General features: G+C 49.8%; 13 protein-coding genes. 9 read left to right on the top strand and 4 right to left on the bottom strand.

The annotated features are described in order from the left end of the window. Positions 1 to 77 precede the first annotated feature (77 nt). Complete coding sequence (locus J2Y43_RS03410) at positions 78 to 1,394, bottom strand: hypothetical protein (protein WP_309981258.1); 1,317 nt, start codon at positions 1,392 to 1,394, stop codon at positions 78 to 80. 1,017 nt (positions 1,395 to 2,411) lie between these two features. Here J2Y43_RS03410 and J2Y43_RS03405 point away from each other — a divergent pair. From J2Y43_RS03405 to J2Y43_RS03395, 3 genes are all read left to right on the top strand, one after another. Beyond that, on the top strand, positions 2,412 to 4,370 hold the full coding sequence (locus J2Y43_RS03405; protein WP_309981260.1) for a T9SS type A sorting domain-containing protein: 1,959 nt from the start codon (positions 2,412 to 2,414) through the stop codon (positions 4,368 to 4,370). 118 nt (positions 4,371 to 4,488) lie between these two features. Next, positions 4,489 to 5,892: a GH1 family beta-glucosidase gene (locus tag J2Y43_RS03400; protein WP_309981261.1), complete on the top strand. Its 1,404-nt coding sequence runs from the start codon at positions 4,489 to 4,491 to the stop codon at positions 5,890 to 5,892. A gap of 60 nt (positions 5,893 to 5,952) precedes the next feature. Beyond that, a complete protein-coding gene (locus tag J2Y43_RS03395; RefSeq protein ID WP_309981262.1) occupies positions 5,953 to 6,309 on the top strand; it encodes a hypothetical protein in 357 nt (118 codons plus the stop codon). A 3-nt stretch (positions 6,310 to 6,312) separates the two neighbouring features. On the opposite strand, the gene J2Y43_RS03390 is transcribed toward J2Y43_RS03395, so the two are convergent. After that, positions 6,313 to 6,543, bottom strand: a complete 231-nt coding sequence (locus J2Y43_RS03390; protein WP_309981263.1) for a hypothetical protein — start codon at positions 6,541 to 6,543, stop codon at positions 6,313 to 6,315. A gap of 121 nt (positions 6,544 to 6,664) precedes the next feature. Between J2Y43_RS03390 and J2Y43_RS03385 the strand changes: the two genes are divergently transcribed. Next, positions 6,665 to 7,708 carry a DUF4097 family beta strand repeat-containing protein gene (locus J2Y43_RS03385; protein ID WP_309981264.1) on the top strand — a complete coding sequence of 348 codons (1,044 nt, stop codon included), beginning with the start codon at positions 6,665 to 6,667 and terminating at the stop codon, positions 7,706 to 7,708. Between the two features lie 120 nt (positions 7,709 to 7,828). Beyond that, entirely contained in the window at positions 7,829 to 8,791 is a 963-nt protein-coding gene (locus tag J2Y43_RS03380) for a helix-hairpin-helix domain-containing protein (protein ID WP_309981265.1), read from the top strand. A gap of 45 nt (positions 8,792 to 8,836) precedes the next feature. Here the strand turns inward: J2Y43_RS03380 and J2Y43_RS03375 are convergent, their stop codons facing one another. Further along, complete coding sequence (locus J2Y43_RS03375) at positions 8,837 to 9,607, bottom strand: TIGR00730 family Rossman fold protein (protein ID WP_309981266.1); 771 nt, start codon at positions 9,605 to 9,607, stop codon at positions 8,837 to 8,839. Between the two features lie 126 nt (positions 9,608 to 9,733). Between J2Y43_RS03375 and rpiB the strand changes: the two genes are divergently transcribed. After that, positions 9,734 to 10,165 (top strand): ribose 5-phosphate isomerase B, encoded by a 432-nt coding sequence (rpiB, locus tag J2Y43_RS03370; RefSeq protein WP_015814316.1) that lies wholly within the window; start codon positions 9,734 to 9,736, stop codon positions 10,163 to 10,165. On the opposite strand, the gene J2Y43_RS03365 is transcribed toward rpiB, so the two are convergent. Next, positions 10,162 to 11,574 (bottom strand): hypothetical protein, encoded by a 1,413-nt coding sequence (locus J2Y43_RS03365; RefSeq protein WP_309981267.1) that lies wholly within the window; start codon positions 11,572 to 11,574, stop codon positions 10,162 to 10,164. The genes rpiB and J2Y43_RS03365 overlap by 4 nt on opposite strands. Before the next feature lie 205 nt (positions 11,575 to 11,779). Here J2Y43_RS03365 and rbfA point away from each other — a divergent pair, with 205 nt between their 5' ends. From rbfA to J2Y43_RS03350, 3 genes are all read left to right on the top strand, one after another. Beyond that, positions 11,780 to 12,163, top strand: a complete 384-nt coding sequence (gene rbfA / locus J2Y43_RS03360; protein ID WP_223402948.1) for a 30S ribosome-binding factor RbfA — start codon at positions 11,780 to 11,782, stop codon at positions 12,161 to 12,163. Between the two features lie 16 nt (positions 12,164 to 12,179). Continuing rightward, positions 12,180 to 13,406 carry an FtsX-like permease family protein gene (locus J2Y43_RS03355; RefSeq protein ID WP_309981268.1) on the top strand — a complete coding sequence of 409 codons (1,227 nt, stop codon included), beginning with the start codon at positions 12,180 to 12,182 and terminating at the stop codon, positions 13,404 to 13,406. A gap of 108 nt (positions 13,407 to 13,514) precedes the next feature. After that, entirely contained in the window at positions 13,515 to 16,079 is a 2,565-nt protein-coding gene (locus J2Y43_RS03350; RefSeq protein ID WP_310226390.1) for a M1 family metallopeptidase, read from the top strand. The last annotated feature ends 379 nt before the right edge of the window (positions 16,080 to 16,458 follow it).

Below are 16,458 nucleotides of genomic sequence, written 5' to 3'. Positions count from 1 at the left end.
CCCGCATTTTGAAGCGAAATCGCCAGTTTTGGCGACATTGGGTTCGGCCATTACTTCACGCTCCACCCATTGTTTTTTCACGGTGCGAGCAGGTCGCTGGCTTTGTTTTCGTTGCTTAGTAATGTTTCAAAAAGCTTCCATCGCTTATCGGGAGCGGCGGCGGTGCCTCCCTGTGCTTCTATGTGCTTCCGGATAATGTCCTGCCCGTAATTGTAGTTGATCACGTAGCTCCGGTACTTGCGGATGAACCGCAGGTAATCCGACGCGCCTTTTTCGGGCAGCAGGCAATAGTCGGTAAGCCAACGCCTGGCATCTTGCTCACTCATGCCGTTGCCGAGCAGCCCACGGGCTACTTCGTTGCGCGCGTAATTCAATGCCAAGCGGATCGCCAGGGCTTCGAAGTAGGCATTAGCCATTGTGGTGTCGAGGCCCGCGAGCGGGATCAGCACGGTTTTACAGAACTCCCGCTGTTCATTCCCCGGGAAAGCCATGGAAATGCCGTAGTTGGCGCTTCCTTCGGCGATCAGCGACTGCGGGCTGAACAACGGATAGAGCGAGATCTCCATCCAGCCTTTATCGTGGTAAAGGTTCTTTTCCAGCAATGCATTGTACACATGATGCCCCGGATATCCCTCGTGGCAAGCCAGATCTATGGCCCTTTCGATGTAAATCGGCTGACTTACGTTGATTTGGATCACACTTTTGTAATTGCCTTTGTACCAGTTATACCCCGACCACGGTTTATCCCGCACATATTCGAGTTTAAAATCCTCGCCCGCAGGTAGCGTGTAATGCGCCAGCGTGCGCCTACGGGCCTCTGCGATGGCCGTTCTGAATACGGTATCGATCTTCTCGGCCGGTATCAGGAAGTGATCGGCGAGCTTCTGGTAGCGTGCGGGAATAGGCCCCTGGCCAGGTAGCAGCCGGTCAAGCTTTGCAATGAGGTCCTGAAAATGCTTCTCGTCATATACCGGCGCCACGGCGTCGAAAAGGTCTTTGGATTCGGCATCAAAGGATACAAATGTGCCTGAAAACAGGTGTATGCGTCTTTCAAATGCCGTTAGCTGGGCCGTGAGCCAGGCAGCGCGGCGTGTGAGGGTGTCGTTTTGAGTGTTCGTTGCAAATGCAGCCAGCACCTTTTTCAGGGAGCCGGTTCTTTGCAGAAATGCATCTTTCGGGAATTGCGAGGTATCCGTTTTGGCCGGTCGCAGGGAGTCCGGGCCATAATAGGCATCCACAAAATCGCCGTCGTATTGGCCTATCGCCAGTCCGAGTCTGACGTACTCGCGGGCGATGCTGTCCAGGCGGGAGCCCTGATTAACCGTTGTCTTGCGTGTGCTGCACGAGCCGGCTAGCATTGCAAGTGTGAGTATAGTAAAGTATCGTTTGAGCATAATAACATGGATTGAGGCCTTGTACTGCAATTCGGACTTAAAATACACAGGTTATTCGGAAACCCGTCCTAATACAGCGAAACAGGGGGCGTAAGGAGCACCTAATTTTTGATTCCAGCGTGTTTTGAGCTCAAAATCCCATCATACATGGACTTAAATCCTATTTCAGGTTCGATTCCCTTTGTAAAAATAACTCGAGAGTTATTTGGTTTAACGACCAGTTTAATCATCGTTTGTTTTGTCAAGTTCCCGTGAATGCAGTATTTTCTATCGCATAACGAATATTTAGTCTAAGTTTATTTGGATGTTGTGGTGGGTAAATCCGAAGAAAACTTAGCTAAATGGCTGTGATACAGTCATGAAATGGCTGCATTTTGTTCGTAGTCAATAGAAATCTTGTAGAACCCGGGGTTTGGGTGAAAAAAAGTTTTGTCGAAATTCTTCAGTGAAAGTTCATTGATATCCACATTTCCGATCATTTTTGGCAACTGCCGTTGGTTAGTCAAAACAGGCATTTTGTCTCTAAAAACGACCCATATGCCATTTAGAAGTGTAGAAGTTTTACTTGCGGAGCCGTCACTATTGTGACTATGAGATGATTTCGAAGTAAACGAATAAGGTATCGGTGTGCTTATATAGAAAGCCATGATGACCTGGGATCGGACAAAATTTTCTTTTGTTTTCATGTAACCGAAGGGTATCTGAGAAAGGCGGGTAGTTGCTTGTGTTTATTGAAAAAGTACTATTATTAATTTTAAATTGATATGTAACCAATTGGCAATGATAATAGAATTGTTTTTGTCATAAATCAGCTAAGACGACAAATAAATGCGTATTTTTTTGTAGAAATACTTTCTAAAAATTACTTAGAAATAATTGAAAAATCGACATAAACATAATTTTTACGCACTTGTCATATAAAAAAAGTGCTATTTTGAGAGAATCTAATCTATACCTTTGTAGCGTACATTTTGTTGACAGGCCAGTGCAGCTAATCAATTACAAATCAAATACGTTATGAAAAATTTTACGTTCCTCTTTACCCTATTACTATTGAGCCTGGGCTTCGCCTTCCAGGCCAATGCCACAACCAGTTGTGGTTGTGACAACAACGTTCTGACCAACGCCAGTTTCGAAAACGGAACTACCGGCTGGTCGAAATCAACCAACACCAACTTCGGTACGGACGACGCGTACAACATGTGCGGTGACAAGAATGGTCTGATCTCCGGTTCGGGATCTGTCTGGCAGGACGTTAATAACGTTGTGGCCGGAAGCACAGTCAACCTGAGCGTATATGGTGGTACGCACGATAATAGCAAAGTGCACGAGTTCAAACTGATCTTCCTGACATCGGGTGGGAGCCAGATCGGTGATGCGGTAGTGAAGGCCATGAACTTCGAAGTAGGCAGTGGAAATCAGTTGCAACTTTACAGCATGTCGGCAACGGCACCTGCGAATACTGCAAAAGTTCGTTTCCTGCTGTATTCAAGCGGTAACTATTTCAAAGTAGATGCGGCATGTATGAAGATCACACCTCCTGCAACCCCGGTTGACTGTGACTGCGTGAACTCCAACCAATATATTAAAAATGCAAGTTTCGAAAACGGAACTGCAGACTGGTCAAAGTCGAGCGGTACAAACTTCGGTACCGATGGTTCTTATAAAATGTGTGGTAACTACAACGGTTTGATCACCGGCGCGGGATCTATCTGGCAGGATATTAATGTAGTAGCAGGTGCGAAGGTGGATGTCACTGCCTACGGCGGTACGCACAATACAGGTGCAACCCACCAGTTCAAGCTTACTTTCTACGACGGTGCCGGAAACAAAATCAATTCAGGTGAAGCGGTTGTAGACATGAACTACCAGGTGGTAGACAGCAAACTGAAACAATTCTCGATTTCAGCCACTGCGCCGGCAGGAGCTGTGAAAGTTCGCTTCTCGCTTGTTTCATCAGGTGATTATTTCAAAGTAGATGCAATCTGTACAAACATCACGCAGCCCGTTACCTGCCAGGAATGTAACGGCAATACATTGCAAAACCCAAGCTTCGAAAACGGTACCAACAACTGGAACGTAACCGGTACATTGACGGTAGAGCCAACCTACGCGGTATGCGGTGTGAACGGAGCGAAATTGAGCGGTGCAGGCAAATTCTGGCAGGATGTAGAATTGCAGACTACCACCGGAAACCAGGTTACACTGAATATCTACGCGGCATACAGCACTTCCAATAGCCAGAAAATCCAGCTGGTATTCCTCAGCGAAGCGCAGGTTGAACTTGGTCAGATCACGAAGGACATTACCAAAGCGCTTACCAGCGGAACATGGGGTCTTGAAAAGTATACATTGGCAGGAACCGTTCCGTCGGGCAGCAAATATGTACGCGTGCTGCTCTCGTCTAACGGAAACGATTTGCTTGCAGACAACGCATGTCTTACTTTCTCAGGTCCTCCATTGCCGGTAACATTGTCTGCATTCTCCGCGAAAAAAGAAGGTTCGGTTGCACAGCTGGCCTGGGCTACTACCGCTGAAACCAACTCGGCTTACTTCGAAGTGCAACACAGCCAGGATGGTAAAAACTGGACTGCGCTCGCACAAGTGGAAGCGAAAGGCGAAAGCAAGGAACTCAAAACATACACCTATACCCACACTAATCCATTTGCCGTGAACCTTTACCGGTTGAAAATGGTGGATTTGGACGAAACATTCGCTTACAGCGCCATTAAGAGCCTGAACTTCGACGGCCAGGAGCAGCTGAATGTTTATCCTAACCCAACCGCAGACCGTATCAAAGTGAGCAGCAACCAGCAGGTCACGAATGTAAAGGTTTATGCTCAGACAGGTGCCTTGGTGTTGAGCACTACGCCGGATTCGGCTAACGAAGTAGACCTGACGAAACTGGCGCAGGGAACCTACTACGTGAAAATCAACAATGGTCCGTTGATGCGCAAAATCCTGGTCGTACGGTAAGCTCCCCGAGCTCCGGATCGGTATTCGTGAAAGCCCTTCGTCCGCAGTTTCCGGACGAAGGGCTTTTGTTTACATATTAGTTTTAACTTTCGTATCTGAAAGTAACCGGTACACAGACTTGACAACAGTTATTAACCAACATACGAAGCAATCGGGGCACAGGCCGTCGACGACGAGCCCTTTGGCGCGGGAGGATTTTGGAAGTGATTTTAAATGGGGTGTGGCAACGGCGGCGTACCAGATCGAGGGCGCCGTACATGACGATGGCCGGAGCGATTGCGTCTGGGATGTTTTTGCAAGAAAGAAAGGCAAAATCCGGAATGGTGATCATGCACGGCATGCCTGTGACTTTTATCACCGTTACGAGCAGGACCTGGAACTGGTAAGGGAGCTGGGGTTTGAACAGTTCCGGTTTTCAATTTCGTGGTCGCGCATATTGCCCGACGGGCACGGGCGTGTGAACCAGGCGGGGATCGACTATTATAACCGGCTGATCGACCGGTGCATTGCGCTGGGTATCGAGCCGTGGATCACGCTGTACCATTGGGATTTGCCGCAGGTACTGGAGAAATCAGGCGGCTGGAAGAACCGGCGCATTGTGGAATGGTTTGCGGAGTACACCGCCGTGTGCGCCCATGCATTTGGTGACCGCGTGCGGCACTGGATCGTATTGAATGAGCCCATGGCCGTAGCCGGGCTTGGCTATACCACCGGCGAGCACGCTCCCGGGAACAAGGGAATCCATAATTTCCTGCCCGTGGTGCATCACCTGGCCCTCAGTCAGGCGGAAGGTGGCCGGGTGCTGCGGCGGCTGTTGCCCGAAGCGCGCATTGGCAATGCAATTTCCTGCTCTTACGTGGTTCCTAATAGCCAGAGTGCCGCGGATATTCGGGCGGCGCGTCGGGCGGACGCGCTCATGAACCGGCTTTTTATCGAGCCGGCATTGGGGCTGGGTTATCCCAAGGATGCATTTCCTTTTTTATCCAATATCAAAAGGTTCATGCGCGAGGGTGACCGCGAACGGTTAAAATTCGATTTTGACTTCTGGGGCCTGCAAAACTATTTCAGTGTGGTGGTGCAGCATTCGTACCTGGCGCCGGTAATGTGGCTAAAGGAAGTGCCGGCCACGCTCAGGAATGTTCCTACGACCGGTTTGGGCTGGGAGGTCAGCCCCATGGGGATGTATGAGATCTTAAAGCAGTTTCACCGATACCAGGGTGTTCGCGAACTGGTGATTACTGAAAACGGGGCTGCATTTAAAGATAAGCCGCAGGATGGTAAAGTGGATGACCAAGAGCGGACGGGTTACTACCAGGAATACCTCGATGCCGTTAAAAAGGCGAAGAACGAGGGGGTCAATATTACCGGTTATTTTGCATGGACGTTGCTGGATAATTTTGAGTGGGCGCACGGTTATTCGGCCCGCTTTGGTCTGGTATTTGTAGACTTTAAAACGCAGGAGCGCACGGTGAAGGAGTCGGGGAAATGGTTTGCCCGATTTCTTAAAAAGACAGAAAAGTAACTTTGCTTCCAACTAATTCGGAAAAGGGTGTGTCTAACCGAAATATAAACCCCTTTAACCATGAAAGCCCTGATTGTTTTATTCGGTTTGCTGGCCTGGATAGGCTGCCACGATGAAAGTGGCGACATCAATGAGCAGGTGTACGAAGAAGATGCAACCTGGACGAATATGCTTGCCACCGACGGTTGTTCATGGCACTTCTCGATCGCCTCCAAGGATTCGACCTATTCGGTGCTGCCAAGCGAAGCGTCCAGGGCGAAAATAGAGAAGGAACTGGGTAAGATCGAAGACTATTACAGCTTCACGCCGGTCCATTTGAAATACACCCTGACAGGTTCAAAGAGCACTGTACAATGCGGTTGGGGCCGCACTGCAACGTATGACGAAATCAACGTCGTTGAAATTCACAAAAAATAATCCTTACAAATGGAGGATTTTCTTTGCCTCCTGTTCGGAATAATAAGGCATCAACTCCGCTTCATCAATAATCTCCTGCACCTGCTCTTCCGTGGCAGGTGTAGTTGCTTTAGGCTTTGGTTCTATCTGTTCTTCTTCGAACACAATCGTTCCTTTTCGTTGGAGGTTTTGGAGGATTTCGAATACCAATGCTTCCTCGGTTTCACGGACGGCTTTTACGCGATATGTTTTCATGGTTTTACCTGGTTTTGACTCTAAAGTAGCAAAAATTGTACCGGGTTGTAACTTTTGAAGATACTACATGCAACCTGGGTGCCGGCTTTTACATCCTTGGTCAAACAAATCACAGACTTCCATGAAAATGAAACAATTACTAACTTTCGTCCTGTCCGCGCTGTGTTTCGTAAGCGCGTTTGCGCAAGGCGATGATGACAAACCTTACGTTACAAAAAACTTCAACGGCTCGTCCCTGAAAGAATTACAGGTAGAAACTTCCGGTGGCTCCATTTCGGTGCTGGGTGGTCAATCGGATGGATTCAAAGTAGAGATGTACATACGCAGCAATGGCTGGAACGGCAATAAGGAATTGAGTAAAGAGGAGATCGAAGATCGTCTCGAAGACTACGATATCCTGATCGGTACCGAAGGTAGCAAAGTGGTTGCCACCGCAAAAAGAAAAAGCAACCTGCAATGGAATGAAAAACGGAGCATCTCCATCGCGTTCAAAGTGACAGCCCCTCGCAATGTGGCTACGAATCTTAAAACCAGCGGCGGAAGCATTAAAATCGCTTCTCTGACCGGGCCTCAAAACTTCCAGACTAGCGGCGGCAGCCTGAAAATCGACGACCTCGACGGTGTAATTCATGGCCGTACTTCGGGCGGCAGCATTGATGTGGCGCATTGCAGCAAGGAAATTAACCTGCATACCAGTGGCGGAAGCATTAAAGCGAATGAGTTGAAAGGTAAAATCGAGTTGAAAACTTCCGGCGGCAGTATCGAACTGAACAAGTTGAATGGCGATATCCTGGCGCATACGAGCGGCGGAAGCATTCGTGGCGAGGGCGTTGACGGTTCACTCGATGCCGGTACCTCGGGTGGCTCGGTGCGGTTGGCCGACGTTTCGGGCAGCGTTCGCGCCAATACCAGCGCCGGCAGCATCGAGCTGGAACTGAAATCGCTGGGTAAATATGTTGACCTTTCTACATCCGCAGGCAGCGTGCGCGTCACGATGCCGCTGGATAAAGGCGTCGACCTGAACCTGAGAGGTAACAGAGTGGCTATTCCGCTTAAAAATTTCGATGGCTCGGCTGAAAAAGACCGTGTTCAGGGTAAAATGAATGGAGGAGGAGTTCCGGTAACATTGTCGGCCAGCGCGGGCGGTGTTTATGTAAATCAATAATTACATACAATTAAGGTTCACAAAATGGGCAGGCGGCTTACCGTCTGCTCATTTGTGTTTTAAAACCTGTTACCAAAATGCCGGTGCTGCGTCAAAAGGAGAAAACAATCCCGACGACGTATGTATCAGAGAATTTTAAATGGTTTAGAAGACTTTTTCGGAATATCCCGGAAGGAAGCGCGCGGTGCCCTGGTGATGATGGTATGCTGCGCGGTGATTATCTGGATGCCCTTCATTTTCCGACGCTGGATTTTGCCTTTCGTGCCAACCGGCAGTCCGCCGCCTGAGCGGAGGGTGCTGGATAGTATTGCATTGCTCTTGGAGAGGCAGCAGGCAACAAAGTACAAGCCTCGGAACAGGCCTGCTGCAAACGAGCCGGCTGCATTGAGGCCTGAACAAATAAAGCTCGTCAGGTTTGATCCTAACACAGCCTCGGTACGTGAGCTGATGGGGGTGGGCATTTCCGGGTTTCTGGCGGGACGCATTGAAAGGTTCAGAAATAAGGGCGGGCGCTTCAATCGGAAGGAAGATCTGATGAAGATTTACGATTTCCCGCCGGACCTCTATGCGCGGTTGGAGCGATACATGGTGATCAGCGACCAGAAACGGGGTTTTAATGCAGCGCAGCAAAGTTCTTCAAAACGTTCCCCGGGCACAGGTGGTAAGTACGAGGTAAAAAACAGCATTCAGGTATTCGACATTAACCAATGCGATACGACTGAGCTGATCCGCTTGAAAGGAATCGGCAGCAAGCTGGCTCTGCGGATTGTGAAGTTCCGTGACGGGCTGGGCGGTTTCCATTCTACCGAGCAGTTCAATGAGGTTTACGGACTCGATTCTCTTGCCTTATCCGAGTTGAAGCGCTTCGCGAAGGTGGGTAGCGCGGTTAAAAAGATCAACATTAATACTGCTACCGCGGAGGAACTTGGGCGGCATCCCTACCTGAGGAACAGAAAGCAAATGCAGGTTTTGATCAACTATCGCACACAGCACGGGGCGTTTCGTTCGCTGGAAGAGTTGCGGAACGTAAAAGTGCTGGACGAGGCGGTGATACAAAAAGCCGGGCCATACCTGTCGTTCTGATGATATGGCCCCGTTTGGAGAACCCGGTTAGGAGAATATCTGTTGTTAGAAGTTGGGTTTCAGGAGGTATTTCGAATAGAACATGTCGATCACTTTCACGGCCTCGTCGGGAGTATCCACCAGGCTGATCAGTTTCAAGTCTTCCGGATTGATATTATGCTCGGTCAGCATGGTTCCTTTGATCCATTCGATCAGACCTGACCAATAGGCAGTGCCCACGAGAACGATCGGAAAACGGCCGATTTTTTTGGTCTGTATCAACGTCATCGCTTCGAAAAGTTCGTCGAGCGTACCAAAACCGCCCGGCATGACTATGAAGCCTTGCGAATACTTAACGAACATTACTTTTCGCACGAAGAAGAAATCGAAGTTGATGCTCTTGTCGTGATCAATGTACAGGTTACTATGCTGCTCGAACGGCAGTTTGATGTTCAGTCCGACGGACTTACCGCCCTGCTCGAATGCACCTTTGTTACCGGCTTCCATGATACCGGGCCCGCCGCCGGTGATCACACCGTAGCCGTGACGGACAAGCTTTGCCGCAATTTCTTCCGCGGTTTTATAATGAGGGTTGTCGGGCAATGTACGGGCGGAACCGAAAATGGAGACGCACGGGCCAATTTTAGCCAGTTTGTCAAACCCTTCTACGAATTCGGCCATTACTTTAAATACAACCCATGAGTCGGCACTCTTGATTTCGTTCCAGTTGCGGTCTTCAAACGCCTCCTTGATCCTTTTCTCATCTTCCGGGACCGCCGGATTGAGGAGAGAAACATCCACTAATTCTCCGTTGGTAGGTTTTACTTCTTCACTCATATTTAGCATTCAATTGAGTTGTTGATCAGTATAATGGTAACTTTGTACCATTAACCCAATAATAAAAAACTTTTCACTCTGTCCGCTTTCGCTAACGAACGGTGGACTGTAATTAACAAAAAAGTAATGAGAAAAATTGCTATCGGCTCCGATCACGCAGGTTTCCCCTACAAGCAACCGGTTATCGACTGGCTTACCACCAATGGTTTCGAAGTAAAGGATTTCGGAACATACAGTGCTGACTCGGCGGATTACGCAGATTTCGCGCATCCGGTGGCCAGCGGTGTGGAAAGCAAGGAGTTCGAAAAGGGCGTGTTGCTTTGTGGAAGCGGACAGGGCGTGTGCATCACCGCGAACAAGCACCAGGGCGTGCGCGCTGCGCTCGTGTGGGATTTGCCGCTCGCGCCTTTGGCCCGCCAGCATAATGATGCGAACGTGATTTGTTTTCCCGTGCGGTTCATTGAGCTGGAAACTGCTCTGGCCAGCCTGGAAGCATTTTTAAGTACCGAATTCGAAGGAGGCCGTCACCAGACGCGCGTCGACAAGATTTCGTGCTAATAAGCTCTTTGGTAAATACCTTTCCAGGGGCTTAGAATATATTGCTTTTTCAATGCCGGAACCCGGTTCAGGAGTTTCGGCATGATATTTACCTTGTCGATCACGAATTCGGGCGGATCTTTGCGGAAGTTGTCGTAGACGTGGATCACGCTATCGAAGTTATCGAGGTTCTGCAAATCGTAGCTCGCCAGTTCCCAGTTGAGGTAGGGAGTGGCTGTGAGGTTATTGATGTACTCCCCTGAATTTTGTCCCAAAACCAGAATGCGCTTGTTCTGGATCTGCTCCGGCAAACTGGCCGGCTTGGCCCGCAGGTTTTCCAGCTTACCCATGGCCACGCCGGGTAGCACGCCGCGTAACCCCTGATACTGTATTAAAACGATCATCGCGCCCATGAGGGTGAACTGCAACTCATCGGCCCAGCTGTTCTTTTTGAAACTCTGGAAGTAATGCGTGGCGAAGAATGCCGCCGGCGGAATGAATATCACGAATTGCATGGGTGCCAGGAACTGCATCAACGGGATCGTAAATACCGCGGCAATAAACCAAAGAGCCATTACCTGCTGAATGCGCGTTTGATAGTTCACGAACCGGAGCGTCGTGAAAATCCGCATGAAACCCATGATCCCGAAACCCAGCGGCAGCAAAAGCGACGCAAGCAGGGACGAAAAGTCGTTGAGGTTGTATTGTTTTACCTGGAATACCGAGGTGAGCAGGTTCCGGTTCAGGCTCTCCATGCCGTTGTTCAGGTAGAAAAACAGCACGACCATCAGCAACGGGAATATCGAACCGAACAGGCCGAGCAAATGGTGGCGGAAAGTGGAACCGGTATAGAACAGCAATGCCAGAAATGCCCATACCATGAACAGCGACGCGGGCAGGTAAAACAGTGTAGCGATACCGATGTAAAGCCCCAGCTCGAAAACCTGCGTGGTGACCTCTCTCCTGACCAGCATTTTAACAATGGAGCCGAATGCGAAAAGCAGGAAAGTATTGGCCAGCAACATAGGCGACAATGTGCCCATATCGAAAGAGATATTCAGAAACAGTGCGTACAATGCGCCTGGCAGGAACGTGCGCTCGGGGAACACGTCGCGCGAGTGGATCACGTAGTTGAAATACAATATCTGCACAAGCGAAACGCCCATGGCCGCAAGCTGGTACACCCATTGTGCACGGCCGAAGAGGCTGTCGATGAGCCAGTAGGTAAGGCCCGAGAACGGGCTTACGTTGTCCCACACATCGCGGTAGAGCATAAACCCGCGCCCCATTTGCTCACCCACGAGCATCCAGCTCAGCTCGGGTATCAGCAACGGCGCGCCGCCCAGGAAAAAGGGGAGACGGAGCAGCAGGAAGAATACTACTAAACTGATGGTCTGGTACCGTGCATTTACGCGAAAAAAACTAAGCAAGCGGCTGGTGGATTAGGTATCTTATGGGAATAAGTTTCACGAAATTACAATGCCGGGTTCTACAAAAACAAAATAAGTATGGATATTTGTACTTATTGAAAGGAGAGAGGGAATGATTTAGGAGATGTTAGTTTACATCATCCTAACTGGTGAACCAGGATGTGCGGTCAGGACCGGATAAACCCCTCCGTTTAACATTCAAGACATGGAATCGAAAAGACAACAAAAAGTAGGCAGACAAATACAGAAAGACCTGGGCGAGATTTTCCAGAAGGATGCCCAGCATTTAACAAGTGGTGCTTTTGTGACGATCACGGCCGTGCGGGTAACGCCCGACCTGAGCATTGCGCGCGCGTACCTGAGTTTCCTGCCCGATAAAAACAAAACGATGCTGCTGGAAACGATCCGGGAAAATACCCGTTTCATCCGTCAGAAGCTTGCCGAACGTGTCCGCCACCAGCTAAGGATCGTTCCGCACCTGCAATTCTATATCGACGATACTGCCGAATATGCGGCTAAAATGGATCAGTTGTTTGCGGATCTGGTGATCCCGCCTGCACAGCCCGACGAGGAAGAAGATAGCTACTGATTTCAAGTTCGAGCCCATGGACATTTCCTACCGGATTGCCGTTCGCTACTTTTTTTCGCGTAACAAAAGGAGTTTCATCAGTCTGATCGCTCGCATCGCTATGGCCGGCGTGGCGGTCGGGACGATGGCTATGGTAGTGGTATTGTCGGTGTTCAACGGGATGGAGGACCTCAACCGGCAGATTTTCAAGACGTTCGATTCGGACGTGCGCATTGTACCCGCAGAAGGCAAGCGGTTTAAGATGACGCCGGCTTTGATGGATGAACTGAAAGCGGTAAAAGGGGTGAAACTCGTTACGAAGGTGGTCGAAGATAATGCACTGGCCCGCTATGGAAGCCAGCAAACGATTATCCGGCTGAAAGGCGTCGACAGTACATTCGAACAGCAGAAACAGCTTGATACCGCCATCATAGAGGGCTCGGTGAAGCTTGTCGGGGATAATGGCACACCCTACGCGATCATCGCCGAAGGTATCCGGAATGCATTGTCTATCTCTCTCGAAGACATATTCACGCCACTTGAACTGCTGTACCCGCGTACCGGCACGAAAACGCTTAACCTGACGTCCCCCGAGGCATTCAATCAGCTGAACCTTCGCCCGGGTGGTGTTTTCTCCATCGAATCGCGCTATGACGATTACATTATTGCCCCGTTGAAACAGGTTGAAAGCCTGATGGGATACAATGGGGAGCTTTCCGCCCTGGAAGTTTACACAGCACCGGGCTACACCGAGAAGGAAGTGAGCGAGGAAATCGGTGCGAAGCTGGGCAAGGCTTTTGTAGTGAAAGACCGGGATTCGCTGAATGCGGATCTGCTCCGGGCAATAAAAATGGAAAAGCTTTTTGTGGCAGTCACCCTTTCGCTGATTATTTTAGTAGCTGCAATCAATATCTTTTTCTCGCTCAGTATGTTAGCGATCGAGAAGAAGAAGGACGTTTCGATGCTGTTCGCGATGGGTGCAACGCAGTCGCTGGTCCGGAGGATCTTTTTGGCCGAAGGGGCGATTGTGGCATTTTCGGGCGCCATTGCGGGGCTTTTGGGCGGCATTGCGATTTGCTGGCTGCAAATGCGGTACGGCTTTGTTTCGATGGGTATGACCACCTCGCTGGTGGATGCTTATCCCGTTAAATTAATTTGGGAAGACATACTCTACACGGGCGTAATTGTCGTTATGATAACTATGGTTGTTTCGTACATCCCGGCCAGAAGGGCCGCAGAGGCGGGTGCGCTGCTGCGGGTATAGCAGTGGCCTGAAAACACCAGAAAATCGTTTATTAACTTATTTACATTGACTTACTTCCTAGCAATCAATCAGAAAGCGGATATGACCGGTGATATTAAAAGGCCTTCTTTGAACCGATTGATCTTTACAGTTTTTGGCATACTTTCTCTTTCATTCAGCGCTCCGGCCCTGGCTGGCGTCGATGCTGACACACTCTACAGAAGAAATCCAGGTACGGTAACCAAGCAGGGACCTTACCGGCCCGAAAGAGCCCGCAAAAGCGACATTTTATATACCCGGCTGGATTTGCAGCTGGATTGGGTAAAACAGCAGGTACCCGCATCCGCGATATTGAAGTTCAAACCCCACTTTTATCCGCAGAATACACTCGAACTCGATGCAAAAGGGTTTGAAATTAAGGGTATTTCCATGCTGGATGCCGCTGGTGAATATGGCGACCTGACTGGGGAGGAAATTGCGGGAAAAGTCAAAAAGAAGCTCGAATTTACCTACGACAAGCGTAAGCTCACCATTAAGCTGGGCCAGGAATATACCCGTAAGGATACGCTTTTCGTGAAAATCGATTACGTCGCGAAGCCAAACGATGTGCCGAGAGGAAAGGAGGACGACAGTGCATCCGATAAAGGGTTGTACTTTATCAATGCCGACGGCCTCGACGAAGGCAAGCCGCGCCAGGTATGGACGCAGGGTGAGACCGAGGGCAGCTCTTGCTGGTTCCCGACGATCGACGCGCCTAACCAGAAGTTTACCCAGGACATTTACATCACTGTCGACAGTACCTATAAAACCCTCTCCAATGGCTTGCTCGTGGGGCAGGAGGAAGGCAAAAAAGGCTTGCGTACCGATCACTGGAAGCAAACCCGCCCACACGCTCCTTACCTTGCGATGATTGCCGTGGGTGATTTTGCGGTAGCGAAGGATATGATGCCGAATGGTCTCGAACTAAGCTATTACGTGGAGCCGAAATATGGTGCCGACGCGCACGCGATCTTCGGGCGGACGCCGGAAATGATGGGTTTTTTTACCAATATCTTCGGTGTGGAGTATCCGTGGGAGAAATATGCGCAGATTGCCGTGCGTGATTTTGTAGCCGGCGCTATGGAGAATACCACGGCGACAGTGCATGAGGAAGGCGTGCAAAATGATGCCCGCTCGCTCGTTGACGGAAATTCCGATGCTGTAATCGCTCACGAGCTTGCACATCACTGGTTCGGCGATTATGTGACGGCCGAAGAATGGGGGCAATTGCCTTTGAACGAGTCGTTCGCCAACTATGCCGAATACCTTTGGAGCGAGTATAACGATGGTCGGTTCGAGGCCGACTGGGGGAATTTGCAGGAAACGAAAGAATACCTGGCAGAGTCGGAAACCAAGCAGGTGCCGATGGTCCGCTACTTTTATAAGGACCGCGAGAATATGTTCGACGCGCATTCTTATGCCAAGGGAGGCCGCATTTTGCATATGCTGCGGTCGCTGGTGGGCGACGATGCATTCTTCGCGGCATTGCAGCTGTATCTTAAATCACATGCATTCGGTACCGCCGAGATAGACGAGTTGCGCATTTCTTTCGAGAAAGTGACAGGCCAGGATTTGAACTGGTTCTTCGATCAGTGGTTCCACAGGCCGGGACATCCGTCGTTGAAGATCGACCAGCAATTTGTGCCGGCTCAGTCAAAGGTGGTTTTGAAAATAAAACAAACACAGGATACGCTGGCTACGACCGTTTATCGCCTGCCTACGAAAGTGGATGTGTGGGTTTCGGGCAAAAGAAGCCGTTACGATGTGGTGGTAGATAAAGTAAACCAGACGCTCGAATTCCCGGCGGCAAAAAAGCCCGACCTCGTGATATTCGATGCCGATGCGAACCTGCTGGCGGTTGTCGAGCATGAGAAGAATAGACCGGAAATGGAGTTTCAATATGTCAATTCCGACCGGTTCCTGCATAAATACGAAGCATTATCCTCACTCGAAGGAGCGCTGGCCGATACGACCGCACGCAAAATCCTGGTGAAAGCCATGGACGATCCTTTCTGGAAACTGCGCCAGATGGCAATCAGTAACTTCGCTGAATATGCCGGGGAAGGCTTTGCAGACATTGAAAAAGTGATCCAGAACCGCGCACAAAAGGACCCGCATCCGCAGGTACGCTCGGAGGCGATCATTACGCTGGCTTCATTCGGCGACAATAACAGCGATCCGATTTTCAAAGCGGCATTGGCCGATAGCTCTTACCTCGTAGCGTCGGTAGCCATTGAGAAATACCTCATGAGCCAGCCCAACGACGCGGCGGAAGTGGCGGCGCAGTTCGAAAATTCGCCTAATGACGCCATCATTACCTCGGTAGGTAATTATTACGCCGGCCTGGCCCAGCCCGAGCGCTTCGACTGGTTCCTCACGAAGATGAACGCAATGAAGCCGACGGAGAAATACAACTTCCTGCAAGTGTTTGGTAAGTACCTCATCAAATCGAAGCAGGACATCCAGCGCAAAAGCATTCCGATCCTTGAAGGCCTCGCACGCGACAATTCTTCGTATTTCGTACGTTTCGGCGCATTTCAGGCGCTGGGATTGCTCACGGACATTCAGGGCGTGACAGCGCTCCGGAAAGACATCCGCGCAAAGGAAACCGAGCCGAAACTCAAAGAAATGTATAGCCAGTTTGGGGATTTGTAACCTTTATGCGTAATGCAACTTGGAGGAGAGGTTGTCAAGTGTGGTCATTGATTGTCAAGAGAATCAGGTGTTGTCATTTGTGGTCAGGTGGTGGTCAAGGGTTGTAGGGTGCGTTTCGTTTTTAAATTGAACAGGAGCCCAATGCGATCAGGCATGTAACATCGGTAGGAAACGCAATCCGATGGATTATGTTAAAATGCCGTCAGGCATGTAACAACAATGCACTGTTGCTACATGCCTGACGGCATTTTTCGAAATATAGCATGCGGTCCGATTGCTACCTACATTTCATCGCTACGCGATTTATACGCTGCATTTTCCTTCGTCACAGAGTATAATTCCGACCATACTTGACCACAAATGACCATACCTGACTACA

It is taken from the genome of Dyadobacter sp. BE31 (genome assembly GCF_031457695.1).
Taxonomy (GTDB): Bacteria; Bacteroidota; Bacteroidia; order Cytophagales; family Spirosomataceae; genus Dyadobacter.
Note: the sequence above shows the minus strand (reverse complement) of the source record. Positions and strands in the feature narration are given on the sequence as shown.